Source organism: Oceanobacillus arenosus (assembly GCF_003369575.1).
In the GTDB taxonomy this organism is placed as follows: Bacteria; Bacillota; Bacilli; order Bacillales; family Amphibacillaceae; genus Oceanobacillus; species Oceanobacillus arenosus.
Window position 1 is genome coordinate 319911 of sequence record NZ_PIOC01000014.1, and the last position, 13663, is coordinate 333573.

A 13663-nucleotide genomic window follows, 5' to 3' on the forward strand; every position below is an offset into this window, starting at 1 on the left:
AAACATATGATTAAAAAAGATGTAATGCTTGAATATCATTACATCTTTCATTTGTCGTCTAGGTATTTATAAAATTTGAATGCTGTAGATAACTTAATTACTGAGAATAGCCACGTCAAGCGCAAGCGCTAAAGCCGTAGCGAGACTTTCCTCACCTCCGTAATCTAAGTCAACCGCTTACGCTCCCAAAGAGTTTCCTTTATATCAAAAGGCAAGGAGAAGTTCGACTAAGGTCGCCACGTCCTGTGGCAACCAAACCACCTCATGTCCGTGAGGCGCAGTCCGTACACAGCTCAAACTAGCTTTAAGCTTTTGTTCCTTATGATCCTATTTTGAAAAACTTTTTCACACGTTGGAACATTCCTTTTTCATCCTCAAGTGATTGCAATGGAACGGATTCCCCAAGTATTCTTCTTGCAATATTCCGGTAAGCTATCGATGCTTTCGAATTTGGTGTTAAGGCAACAGGCTCACCTTTATTCGATGCCTTGATGACCTCTTCATCATCGATAACAATGCCGATCAGTTCAATTGATAAAAGTTGAACGATATCATCGACATCAATCATGTCACCGCTCTTAATCATATGATTGCGAATTCGATTGATTATTAAACGAGGTGACTCTATCATTTCTTCCTTTTCTAGTAAACCAATAATTCGATCTGCATCTCTTACACTAGCTTTTTCAGGCGTAGTGACCACTATCGCTCGATCAGCACCTGCAACCGCATTTTGGAAACCTTGTTCAATTCCTGCTGGACAATCGATGATAATATAATCATATTCCTGTTTTAATTCTGCAATAATTTCCTTCATGCCCTCTGAGGTTACTGCAGTCTTATCACTGGTTTGTGCTGCTGGGAGTAAGGATAAGCATTCAAATCGTTTATCCCTTATGAGTGCTTGTTTTAATTTACAACGTCCTTCAATTACGTCAACAATATCATAAATAATTCGATTTTCAAGCCCCATCACGACATCTAAATTTCGGAGTCCAATATCGGTATCTATTAAACATACTTTCTTCTCCATTAATGCAAGTGCAGTACCAATATTAGCTGATGTTGTTGTTTTACCAACTCCACCTTTACCAGAAGTAATTACAATTGCTTCACCCATTTTGTATTCTCCTTTCGAATCCATTTAATTCTAGACGTTTACGTGCGAGTACTTGTAGTCGATCAATAATGATTTTGTCTTGTTCATCATCGATTACACCACATTCCATATACACACCTTCAGATTCATAATCTGGAGCACGACTAATATAATTTGCTATCCGAAGTTGAGTGGGCTTCATATAGGATGCAATAATAAAAGCATTTTGGTCACCATTCACACCTGCATGAGCAATTCCGTAAAGATTACCCATGATGTAAACATTACCAGTAGCAATTACTTTTCCACCTGGATTCACATCACCAATTAATAATAAATCCCCACTAATATTTAACACTTGTCCAGATCGAATGATCCGATTCACGATTTTTACGTCACTATTTTCTTTCCAGCGTAATGCATCCTCTTTAAGAATAACATCTGATTCGATGGCATATATTTCAAAACGATTTTCGATACTAATGATTTCTCTCAATCGTTCTTCATGTTCGGTTTTCAAATAGCGATTTCCTAATTTGACGGTAACCGAAACAATCGGTTCGTCATGCTTAGGCTTACTAGAATTTATTTTGTCATGAAGTTCTGTAATTGCTTCATTAAATGAACAGGTTTCATCAATAAAAAGTATCAGCCCTTCACGAGTACCCTTAATCGTTACCAATTGTTTCTTATCAAGCAAAATAAAGTCACCTCATTACATCGTTAACGCATCATTAGCATTAAATAAAGTCAATTATGTAGCTATGATCCTAATTTTTCCCTTTAAAAGGGTATTAATTTAGTTGTTCATTCCTCCATTGTTTCAAACGTTTCGAAAACAGTGGATATAAAATAAAAATAAATAGTAGATTGAGTAATACCGTTGGCAGTAATCGATTTAATAAATAATCTTGCCAAAACATATCCGTCATGCCAACGATTAAATAGATAAGATATATCGAGAAGTCAGCAACAATAATACCTATTACACCTAATAATACCACGACAAAGAAATTTCCGTGTAGCATTTTTTTGAAATTTTTAATAATATAGATTGAAAATGCATAAGAAAACATATACACACCTAAAATTCCTGTATATACAGCATCTAAAAGCAAACCAAAAATAAGTGCATATACTACCGCAACATATGTATCGTCATTATCATAAAAAACTGCGACGAGCACTAAAAATGCTACCACCCAATGTGGAATAAATAATTGATTTCCCATTACGATACTTGCAGGCAAGAATTCGATGGCAACCCCTTCAAGTATGAGAAAGAGAAACAGAAAGAGCGGGATATATAACCGTTTCATTACTGTTCCCCCTCTGTTGCACTTGCTTCTACACCCGCAATACTTCGGTCCAGCACAATTACTTGATTTATTTCATACATTTCTGCTGCCGGTTCGACTAAGGCAGTACGAGTTAAACCGTATTGATCGGAGACAACATCCTTAACGGTTCCAATTTTAAGCCCAGCGGGGAATACGCCGCCCATACCAGAAGAAACAATCAACTCACCCACTTCGACATCGGTATCCGATTCCTCAATGATTCGAAACAATAGGGAGTTAGTTTCTTTATCAAATCCTTCAATCATTCCGTTGATATTATTTCCTTCCTTCCGCGAAATCATGGCGGATATCCGGTTATATTCGTCAAATCCAGACAATAATTGTACTTTAGAAGTGAATTCATTGGCAATTTTTATTTTCCCTACCATTCCTTCTGCAGTAATTACTACCATATTCGGCATAACCCCGTGCTGTTTTCCTCTATTAATTGTAACCTCATTGAGCCACTGCTCAGGTGACCTTGCGATGACGGTTGCTTGAATTGGATTATAGTCACGGATGGTTTCTGTAATCTCTAAGTTGTTCCGGAGCTGTTCATTTTCTTTTTCTAGCTCTTGAACTTGATACACAAGCCCTTTATTTTGAGAAATTTGTTCTCTTAATACTTGGTTCTCTTCATACGTATTTTTGAAATCACGGATGTTCGCAACAATATCCGTTACAAAATTAACTGGTGTATGAATAACATTTTGACCCCAGCCAACAACATCATTTAAAAACTTCTCTGCTGTTGTCGTGCTATCGCGATTATTTAATGAATAGCCAATTAAAATAACAAGTACAATGAACCCGATAAAAAATACAAATAATTTTTTGTTTCGAAAAAATGGCATAACAACACCCTCTTAATTGATAGAAGAACGAGAAGAAACATTTGGATTGGAACGGAATTGCCCGATATATTCCAATGATTTACCTGTTCCAGTCGCAACACTGTCTAGCGGATCCTCTGTAACAAATACAGGTATATTAGTCTCATCACTGATAACTTTATCTAAATTCTTTAATAATGCACCACCGCCAGATAAGACAATACCACGGTCCATAATATCTGCTGCAAGTTCTGGTGGTGTTTTTTCTAATGTGTTTTTCACACTGTCTACAATCGCGTCGACAGTATCATTAATCGATGTAGCAATTTCAGATGCTGTTACGGTAACGGTTTTCGGTAATCCGGTTAAAAGATCGCGTCCACGTACTTCCATTTCTACATCTTCTTCAACTTCTCCTGCACTACCAATATCCATTTTAAGCGATTCAGCAGATCTTTCACCAATCAATAGACTATAATTTTTACGGATATAATTAATTATTGCCTCATCCATATCATCCCCAGCAATTCGGATCGATTGACTTGTGACAATGCCCCCTAAGGAAATAACCGCAACTTCAGTCGTTCCACCACCAATGTCAACAATCATGCTTCCAGTTGGTTCCCAAACAGGTAAGCCAGCACCAATTGCAGCAGCAAATGGTTCAGCAATCGGATATGCTTCCTTCGCACCTGCTTGTTTTGCTGCGTCAATCACAGCACGCTCTTCTACCATTGTAATACCAGATGGAACACAAATGATGACGCTTGGTTTTCTCGCAAAGGAAGATCGTTTCCGCATTGCTTTTTTAATATAATATTTCATCATCGATGCCGTCGTATCATAATCTGCAATGACCCCGTCCTTCATCGGTCTGATAACTTGAATATTCCCGGGTGTTCTACCAATCATATTTCTTGCAGCACTTCCAACTGCCTCGATTTCCCCTGTGTGTGCATTTTTTGCGACGACAGATGGTTCTCTTACAACAATCCCTTTTCCATTAACATATACAAGGGTATTCGCTGTCCCCAAGTCGATACCAATATCTTGCGAAAAACTAAATCTAGCCAAAACAATCTCCCTCTCCACATCACAATTCTTATATGTAGTTTTACTATATAGATTAATGTTACCTGGTGCAAACAAACATTAATTATGACATTTTCCATTATTTTTGTAAAATCCTAAATATACCCTATCAAGCTTAATAAGCGCCACTTTCCTATAAACAATAACGAAAATGGCGCCACATACGAATCCTTAATTAATTATACGAAATTATTGCCAAAATTGATAGTATTAGTATTACAAGTATCCTTTTTCTTTTAATGATACAAACTTACGATCACCAATAATCAAATGATCTAGCAAATCAATACCGATGATTTTTCCTGATTCAACGAGTCTTCTTGTAACATGAATATCTTCTTGTGATGGGGAGGGATCCCCGCTTGATAGCAATAGGTAAGACTTTGAGTTGATCGCCGCCTTTTCCCTTGCTCCACACCGTGCATGCGACTTTCATCGCACACGGCGCTCCATCGTTTACCGTCTATTCCGTTTTCGCTTGCATTATTGATTTTTTAAGAGATGGGGGAATTTCATGGAACATCTACCCGTAGACTCAGTACATGTATAAAGGGGAATTTAACCACTTGAAACAGACGGAACCAAACGACTTGAGGCTATTGCTCGGCTTCCATTACAGAAACGTCCTTGCTCATGCCTCTACTCTCACTACCATAAAAGTAAGTTATAGGAAAACCTTTTCCTTACTAACACTTCGCCCGAGTGTGTATCTCTCCATGTTGGTAGCTTTCCACGTTCACTTAACTCTATCAGTACTTAACGTAGGTGCCAGCTCTTGCCTAGTGTCCACTCCATCCGCTTAAACGGTGCATGGAACTTTCAATACCATCATTTTACTCGCCCACGGAACACACTTGCGCAGTTCTCAAGTCCATTCATTTCTAAATGGTCCCATTCTTAGGCATTCCATTCGCTAGTTCGTCAGTGTTTTTCCACATTCTCACCCTATTAAGTTTTTTACGACTCCCGGCCTATCCGTTGCACCAACCACCTCTGGTTAGCTTTCAGTTACTATACAGCACTACGACAACGTTCAGCCGACTTCACCGAGCTTCATACCAGATTCTTTTACACATCGATTCCAGCATGTCGGAGGATTAGAGTAGGCATTTTTAGAAGTTATTCTATCATTCTACCTATCAAGTTAAGCGTTCACACTCTTCTTATTATTTCAGAAAGCGTGCGTAACCTTTTCCGTTACGAACGTGTCGCACGATGGTTATGGGCAACGATTATTGATGCTGCTGAGCGTTTTACTGCCTCGCGATACACTTCTCTTGGATGAACGATCGAGGCATTGAGGCTGCCAATGAAAATGGTTTGCCGGTGAACGATTTGATTCTTGGTATCGAGGAAAAGAACAACAAAATGCTCCTGTTTCAAATGGCGCATTTCCTCCATGACATAACTCGCGCCATCATCTGGTGAACGGATAACATACTTCTCATTTGGTTTGTATTGATTCATTCTTTTTCCTAACTCAATTGCTGCTAAAATCAACACTCCCTTAGCCTCGCCAATCCCTTTAATAGCGATTAACTCCTCAATCGTTGCTTCTTTCAACAGCTTTAAACCTTCGAAATGCATTAAAATTCGATTTGAGAGCGCCATAACAGACTCTTCCCTCGTTCCACTTCCTAACAGAATTGCTAGAATTTCTTGGTTCGATAGATGTCCCGATCCTAAACTTAATAATCTTTCACGTGGGCGTTCCTCTTTTGGGACATCTTTTATTGTAATCATTGGGAGTGACATCTTTTCTCCTCCTTTCGCAAGATACAATCATCATACTCAGAGTAGGAGGTGAATACAAATTACTAAAACCTCATTTTCCAATAGAAAATGAGGTTGAAAACACGAATATGCGCTAGGAGAAAATTAAATTATCAACAGTAATTCTTTCTCTAAAATTGAAAGTTGATAAAAATTAACATGGCGGATTTTTAGATAAACTGCTGATAACTTTAATTCAGAATTTCTTTGCCGAGGTCCGCAGCCCCCATACACCTTCGCTTTTCGCGGGCGGCTGATGAGCCTCCTCCGTGCTAACGCACTACTTAGTCTCACCTAGGCCTCTGCTCCCGCAGGAGTCTTCGGTGTATGGGGTCTGCTCCCAGGAAACTCTACAGTTAAACTACCTATTTATAGATAGAGTTATGGTTTAATGATTTTTATATTGCATTCATTAATATTAACATCAGAAAGCTATATCAGTCCGGGTGAGCGAAGGGCGGTGACTCCTGCGAGAACAGCACGAGTCCGAAGACCCCGCAGGAAGTGCTTTTCTTCCGAGGAGGCTGAGGCCGTGCCCGCGGAAAGTATCCGCCCGTAGCGAACTCGGACGGCGGATTAGCACATACTATTTGTAATTCAGTTAGTCCGCACTTTACATCAAAATAACAATAGAGGAGAGGCATACTATTTGAATAACAAATCATACTGACTCATAAGTCGTAATAAGCTTAAGTTCGCTTCTGTTCCCGTTAAATCAACTATTTTCGAAAATTCCGAAGTTAGCGGTCCTAGTTTTTTAGAATCAACAACGGCCTGTTCACCAGGTGCTGCAAATATGTTTTCCGGTAAAGTTGGTAGCGGTTCACTTAAAACCGGTAATGCTGTCTGAAAATCTTCCGTAAATTGTTGGATAAACTGATATTCTGCGTCAGTAAGTTCAACTTCTCCTTCAGCCGTTGACCATTCCTTAATAAAAATATCAAATTCCGTCGTTAGCGCCGCCGCAACTGTTTTTGCCTGTTCTTTTGTTGCAGCTACTCCCAAAAATAAAAAGTATTGCGAATCCTTTTCCCAAACGATTGTATCTAAACCCGCATCCGCAAAAGTGTTGACCCATTCGTCGGCATTCGTTTTATTTGAAAATACACCTGCTTGTAAAACAAATGCTTTTAAAGATGTAAGTGAATGTGCTGATGTATGTATATTCTGAGTTTCTGACTGATTGAGTGATGGTGTTGTTGCAAGACTAGATTGTGCCCCTTGGTTGCCATCTACATTAACAAATATTTGAAACATCACGAAGCTTAAAACGGAACCGATGATGATTGCCGAGCCAATCGCAATGAGGAGTTTTCTTATGGAACGAGATTGTCCATTTTGTTTCTCTATTTGCTTAATATTCGTTTGCTTATGTGTAGTAAACGTTGGGATTTCTTTATCCCCTTCACGATCTGATTCCTGAACAGTGGCGGCATGCTCGCTTTGATAAAAATTAGTATTGACAGCATTATGTGCTGATTGATGTTTATTTCGGTTAATAACTTTGCCATTTTGTTTGATGATGAGTTGTTTTTTCTTGGCCATGCTTTTCCCCCGCTTTGCTATAGTAATTTATTCAACTCTAGCACAGCTGCTATAAGAAGTAAGACGAACGGTGTCAGATGATTTAATAAATAATGTGACATATAATATGAAAAACAGCGGAAATTCTTCATGAATTTCCGCTGCCTATCATTAACCCTTTAATTCCACTAGTCTTGCTTTTACTTTTGCTTGTTTATCAAGATAATCTTGTTCTTTTCGTTTTTCTTCATCAACAACGGTCTGTGGTGCCTTGCTAACAAAGCCTTGATTGCCAAGCTTCTTCTGAACACGATCCACTTCTTTTGTCCATTTCTCTAATTCTTTTTCCAAGCGTTCAATTTCTTTGTCAAAATCAATTAATCCTTCAAGTGGCAAGAATAATTCTGCACCTGTCACAACTGCTGACATTGCTTTTTCCGGAACATCAATTTTAGCAGCAATCGTTAATTCACTAGGATTACAGAAGCGTTCTAAGTACTCACGCTCTTGCTCTAGTTCCTTTACAACCGCATCATCCTGCGCTTGGATCAGTAAGCTAATTTGCTTCGACATTGGAGTATCTACTTCTGCGCGAATATTCCGTACTGACTTGATAATTGCAACTAAACGTTTCATTTCCTTAGCAGCTGTATCATCATGAAATTCGCTACGCACTTCCGGCCATTTGGCAACTGTAATAGAATCCCCTTGATGTGGCAATTGCTGCCAGATTTCTTCCGTAATAAATGGCATGTATGGATGTAGCATGCGCATCGTTTGATCAAGTACATGTGCTAGTACAGAGCGAGTTGTTTTCTTCTTCGCTTCATCATCGCCATATAACGGCAGTTTCGCCATTTCGATATACCAATCACATAACTCATCCCAAATAAAGTTATAAAGATGACGACCAGCTTCACCAAATTCATATTTATCGGTATTTTTCGTTACATGTTCAATTGTTTCATTTAGTCTAGTCAAAATCCATTTATCTGCAAGTGACAACTCACCAGTTAGATCAATGTCATCATACGTAAATCCTTCCATGTTCATCAGTGAGAAACGGGAAGCATTCCATACTTTATTAGCAAAATTCCATGTGGATTCTACTTTTTCCCAATAGAAACGTAAATCCTGTCCTGGAGTTGATCCAGTCAGTAAGAAATAGCGAAGGGAATCTGCACCATATTTATCGATTACATCCATTGGATCGACACCATTTCCAAGTGATTTACTCATCTTCCGACCTTGTTCATCACGAATCAGCCCATGAATTAGAACATCCTTGAACGGTCGTTCTCCAGTAAATTCTTTTGATTGGAAAATCATCCGAGCAACCCAGAAGAAGATAATGTCGTACCCAGTTACAAGTACATCGGTTGGGAAGTATCGTTTGAAATCTTCCGCTTCCGTATCAGGCCAACCCATTGTTGAAAACGGCCATAACGCAGAAGAGAACCATGTATCTAATACATCTTCATCCTGCTTCCAGTTTTCGATATCCTGTGGTGCAACTTTACCAACATATACTTCCCCAGTTTCTTTATGGTACCAAGCAGGAATTCGGTGTCCCCACCATAACTGACGAGAAATACACCAATCACGGATATTCTCCATCCAGCCTAAATACGTATTTTCAAAGCGCTCAGGAACAAAGTTTACTTTGTTTTCGCTCTTCTGCAATTCAATTACTTCATCTGCGAGTGGCTGCATTTTCACAAACCATTGCGTTGATAGATAAGGTTCTACTACAGCACCGCTTCGTTCAGAATGTCCAACCTGATGGATTCTTTCCTCAATATTAAAGAGGACACCCATTTCCTGAAGATCTGCAACGATTTGTTTGCGGCACTCAAAACGGTCAAGTCCTTGGTATTTCCCTGCATTTTCATTCATTGACCCATCTTCATTCATCACAAGGATTCGTTCCAGATTGTGACGATTTCCTACTTCGAAGTCGTTTGGATCATGTGCTGGTGTAATTTTAACCGCTCCTGAACCTAGTTCCATATCAACATATTCATCCGCAACAATTTGAATTTCTCGACCAACAATTGGTAAGATTACCGTTTTACCGATTAAATGCTGATAGCGCTCATCTTTCGGATGGACAGCAACCGCTGTGTCGCCGAGCATTGTTTCTGGACGAGTTGTTGCAATTTCAATTGTTTCTTCGCTATCCTTAATTGGATAGTTCATATGATAAAACTTACCATGAACCTCTTCATAAATTACTTCAATATCTGAAAGTGCAGTTTGAGTTCGTGGATCCCAGTTAATAATGTATTCTCCGCGATAGATAAGCCCTTTTTCATAAAGCTTCACAAACACTTCCTTAACCGCTTCCGATAATCCTTCGTCAAGTGTAAAACGTTCACGAGAGTAATCAAGTCCAAGACCCATTTTTTCCCATTGCGAGCGAATGAAATCGGCATACTCTTCCTTCCATTCCCATGCAGTATCAAGGAATTTCTCGCGCCCTAATTCATAACGGTTCGTGCCCTGCTCTTTTAATTTTGCTTCTACTTTTGCCTGGGTCGCAATTCCCGCATGGTCCATTCCGGGCAACCATAGAACATCGTAGCCCTGCATTCGTTTCATCCGGGAAATCGTATCCTGCATCGTTGTATCCCATGCATGCCCTAAATGTAGTTTTCCTGTTACATTTGGCGGTGGAATAACGATCGAATACGGCTCTTTCTCTGGATCTCCAGTTGCTTCAAAATATTTACCCTCTAACCAAAATTGATAACGACCCTTTTCTACATCCTGTGGATTATATTTCGACGGAAGTGATGTTTTTTCATGCTCACTCATTTTTTTGCCTCCTAATCTAATTAAACCAAAAAACCCTTTTCATCCTAAAAATAAAGGACGAAAAGGGTTAGCTTCCGTGGTACCACCTTTGTTTACAAACCAAATAACGGTTCATACACTCAAATTATATAACGGCATATTCCCGGCATCTCCTACTGTTACTTCAAAGACGCTGCATTAAGGGCGACCTTCCAATATAAATGATCCTAGGAAATTCTCAGCTAACATTTCCCTCTCTTTAGGCATTTATCTTGTACTCTTCCCTATCCTCGCATTTACGTATTAAACTTGATGGTAATTTACTTCTCATTTTATAGCTTCAAACAGCAATCGTCAACTATTATTATAGCTATTGCACAAAACCAGGCTATGTATACATATTATATTGTAAACAATAGAAAAATGATCAACCAATTCAAAGGAGGATGAAAAATGGGGCGCTATTATCGATATAAACTGCCACCTTGGGCCAGGAGATGCATCTTTATATTAGAAAGTATTACATTGCCAATCTTGATTTTTCAATTAATACGTACGATATTTTTCGTTACGACATTCGATTTAATCTTATTAGGCTTATTAATCGGCTTACTGATTGCATTTTATTTAGAATGGATTTAGCTAGCTTTCAAGGTCCTCGAAGCTGATTGTTTCAAACTCTTTTGCAATATATGCCGACCATTTCAGACCAAATATAAGCTTTCGATATTCCTTTTGCAGTGACTGGACTTGATGAACCATTGGATGCTTTGTCGTCTTATCATGATAACTGCGAACAAGTGTAATGTAATTCGTTGGGTCTAATAAATAAATAATAAGTAATTGATGTTCCGACATGTTTAACGGATTAATTCCATTATATGTTGGAAACAATTCGATTATCTTTTCACCTGGTCCATCATAACTACCTACCTCCGATTGGAAAAGGGTAACCAAATCATTTACCGCATTATCATATGCAGCCCGCTCCCAATTAATAATAAAAGAACTCGGTAGATGTGATTGATTTAAATTACGGTGGCAAAGTGACGTATTCCAGAGAAGTTCTGCATCATCTGACTGAATAAATTGATCAATCCGCTTATTTGATTCATTCAAAGCATACTCTAGATTACGATACTGCGTGCAAACCTGCAATTCAAATGGCGACATGTATCTGCTTTTTTCAAATTCTACTACCATTTCAAGCAAGTTTTCCTTTACCTTCAAACAATACGTTTGGTAGTTCAAAAAATTATTCTTAAGATTTTCCTTTGAAATGGACTGTGTCTGTTTGGTTTTTTCATGGATGGTTGCAAGATTAATAAATACATTTTCCAACCATTGCTTTGTCATCGCTTGGTTGGATGCATCAATCCAAGGGGATAAATAATAATAGACTTCATTCAATTCCATAAATAAATTCCCATCGATCGTTAAATAAACAGGTACAATCCCAGTTAAATGTTGGATGTTTGCTTGTTTATAGACAAATTCCCATTGTGAAATCGTTTGGACGGTTAAGGAACTCTTCTTTAATGCATAGGTATGTTTACCGTCACTTATTCGATATAATTGAGGTGTTACTTCTTCAATTTCTTCTGGATAAATACCATATGCATGCAGCACCCTTTTTACCGTATCCATTTTTTCACCGCCATTTTAAAATAGATGCTACCCCTTGAACGTTTAGTCAAGGGGTAGTTTAAAGTATTATTTTTTCTCTGCAGGAATATACAGTAATTGTCCTTCTGATACATCAAAATCATCATCTAATTGGTTTTGCTTGATTAATTGGATGGCACTGACATGAAATCGTTCAGCAATTGTGTCAATCGTATCTTCCTTTTGTACGATGCAAAGTCGCATTTTTATAAATTTATCTTCCTCAGAATTACGAAATACATCCGATAAATAACTAACATCCTCTACTTCTCTATCCTCTTCTTTTTCTACTTCTTTTTTCACTTCTTTTTTCACTTCTTGAATCACTTCTCTATCACTATCCACATACGTTTCTTCTTCCACTTCAACTTCAAACCAATCATCATCGTCCAGATCGTCATCATCGACGACTTCCTCTTGTACCTCGTCAACTATCTTATTGAAAAATTCAGCAAATGATTGTGATTTAATTTTTACTCTCCCAGCTTCATTTTCTTCTACCTCTTCTGTATCAGATATGATCGGTACTTGCTCTTGATCGAAATGATCCGCTTCGTCAGTTACATCCAGCTCCTGCTTTTCCTTAATTTCAAATTCAAATGTATCTTCTTCTCTAGCTGCTGGTTCAAATTCCACTTCAACTTCTAGTTCCAATTCCTCTTGTTCCTGCTCTACTTGTTTCCGTGCTTCTAGTCTTACCTCTTCTTGTTTTAACTCTTCAAGTTCCAGCCTTTCTTGTTTTAGCTCTTCACGTTCCAGCCTTTCTTGTTTTAACTTTTCTTCCTTTAATTGTGGATGATTGACCTCGCGATCGATACCGTGGATTGCAATCGTGGAATAAAGCTTTAACTGACTTTCCTCCGGTATTTCATAATCAAACGCTTCAATACTAACGGATACATCATTCAAATCTGTAACACGATACGTCGGTACAGATATTTCAATTGGAAAATGATGCGTAAATTCAGCTATATCGTCATCAACATTTATTACTTTTTCAATATAACGTTTGGCATGTAAATCAACAAAATCTATTAGTGAATCTGTTTGCTCGTCATCTTCCGGTACGACCCTAACATATTCCCCGCGTAGTTCAATAACCCCTTTTATCGAAATATATTCCGTATAGGCTTGAATCGAAATTTCAGGATCTAAAGCAATTCCTCTAAGTTCCGCAACTTCCTGCCCTTTTTCAAAAAACAAGGACTCATTAAGTTCAAAAGTAAAGACTGATGAATCGGTAGTCAACTGATTTCCTCCCTTCCGGCATACAACTAGCTAATATGCTCGATATGTCTTAATTATCTATATGAAGCAAATTTTTCAGATATGCGTAGAAAACTGAGGTTTGTCAATTACTCTCAGGCCAGTCGCTCCAGAAATACACTTTGCTTTCCACGGGGAGCTGGTGAGCCTACTCGCGCTGTCGCGCCTCGTAGTCTCACCTAAGCTCTTCTTCCCGTAGGAGTATTCGTGTATTCCTTCCGCTGGGGATGGAGTAAAAATCTAAAGATACAGTTACGCTATTTCTAGTAATTATC

General features: G+C 38.5%; 11 protein-coding genes, 1 pseudogene and 1 other annotated feature. Of the genes and pseudogenes, 1 reads left to right on the plus strand and 11 read right to left on the minus strand.

Features of this window, described 5'->3' with window-relative positions; all coding sequences use genetic code 11:
* Window positions 1-319: 319 nt before the first annotated feature.
* The 9 genes and pseudogenes from minD to CWR48_RS09805 form a co-directional block, all read right to left on the minus strand.
* Window positions 320-1120, minus strand: a complete 801-nt coding sequence (gene minD / locus CWR48_RS09765) for a septum site-determining protein MinD (protein WP_115773042.1) — start codon at window positions 1118-1120, stop codon at window positions 320-322.
* Complete coding sequence (minC, locus tag CWR48_RS09770) at window positions 1113-1799, minus strand: septum site-determining protein MinC (RefSeq protein WP_115773043.1); 687 nt, start codon at window positions 1797-1799, stop codon at window positions 1113-1115. Before minC ends, minD begins: the two co-directional genes overlap by 8 nt.
* 94 nt (window positions 1800-1893) lie before the next feature.
* Complete coding sequence (gene mreD, locus CWR48_RS09775; protein ID WP_115773044.1) at window positions 1894-2418, minus strand: rod shape-determining protein MreD; 525 nt, start codon at window positions 2416-2418, stop codon at window positions 1894-1896.
* On the minus strand, window positions 2418-3293 hold the full coding sequence (mreC, locus tag CWR48_RS09780; RefSeq protein ID WP_115773045.1) for a rod shape-determining protein MreC: 876 nt from the start codon (window positions 3291-3293) through the stop codon (window positions 2418-2420). The genes mreD and mreC overlap by 1 nt, the downstream gene beginning before the upstream one ends.
* Window positions 3294-3305: 12 nt before the next feature.
* Window positions 3306-4346 carry a rod shape-determining protein gene (locus tag CWR48_RS09785; RefSeq protein ID WP_115773046.1) on the minus strand — a complete coding sequence of 347 codons (1041 nt, stop codon included), beginning with the start codon at window positions 4344-4346 and terminating at the stop codon, window positions 3306-3308.
* Window positions 4347-4580: 234 nt separating this feature from the next.
* Window positions 4581-4727, minus strand: a pseudogene (locus tag CWR48_RS09790) (JAB domain-containing protein); the annotation flags it as partial.
* 834 nt (window positions 4728-5561) lie between these two features.
* Window positions 5562-6119: a RadC family protein gene (radC, locus tag CWR48_RS09795; protein WP_115773048.1), complete on the minus strand. Its 558-nt coding sequence runs from the start codon at window positions 6117-6119 to the stop codon at window positions 5562-5564.
* 663 nt (window positions 6120-6782) lie between these two features.
* On the minus strand, window positions 6783-7682 hold the full coding sequence (locus CWR48_RS09800) for an SPOR domain-containing protein (RefSeq protein WP_115773049.1): 900 nt from the start codon (window positions 7680-7682) through the stop codon (window positions 6783-6785).
* A gap of 150 nt (window positions 7683-7832) precedes the next feature.
* Complete coding sequence (locus CWR48_RS09805) at window positions 7833-10478, minus strand: valine--tRNA ligase (RefSeq protein ID WP_115773050.1); 2646 nt, start codon at window positions 10476-10478, stop codon at window positions 7833-7835.
* A 50-nt stretch (window positions 10479-10528) separates the two neighbouring features.
* Window positions 10529-10757 (minus strand) — a binding site (T-box leader).
* Window positions 10758-10910: 153 nt separating this feature from the next.
* Between CWR48_RS09805 and CWR48_RS09810 the strand changes: the two genes are divergently transcribed.
* Complete coding sequence (locus tag CWR48_RS09810) at window positions 10911-11099, plus strand: hypothetical protein (RefSeq protein ID WP_115773051.1); 189 nt, start codon at window positions 10911-10913, stop codon at window positions 11097-11099.
* Here the strand turns inward: CWR48_RS09810 and CWR48_RS09815 are convergent, their stop codons facing one another.
* Both CWR48_RS09815 and CWR48_RS09820 read right to left on the minus strand, forming a co-directional pair.
* Window positions 11100-12104 carry a protein kinase family protein gene (locus CWR48_RS09815; protein ID WP_115773052.1) on the minus strand — a complete coding sequence of 335 codons (1005 nt, stop codon included), beginning with the start codon at window positions 12102-12104 and terminating at the stop codon, window positions 11100-11102.
* A 66-nt stretch (window positions 12105-12170) separates the two neighbouring features.
* A complete protein-coding gene (locus tag CWR48_RS09820) occupies window positions 12171-13370 on the minus strand; it encodes a LysM peptidoglycan-binding domain-containing protein (protein WP_115773053.1) in 1200 nt (399 codons plus the stop codon).
* Window positions 13371-13663: the final 293 nt, after the last annotated feature.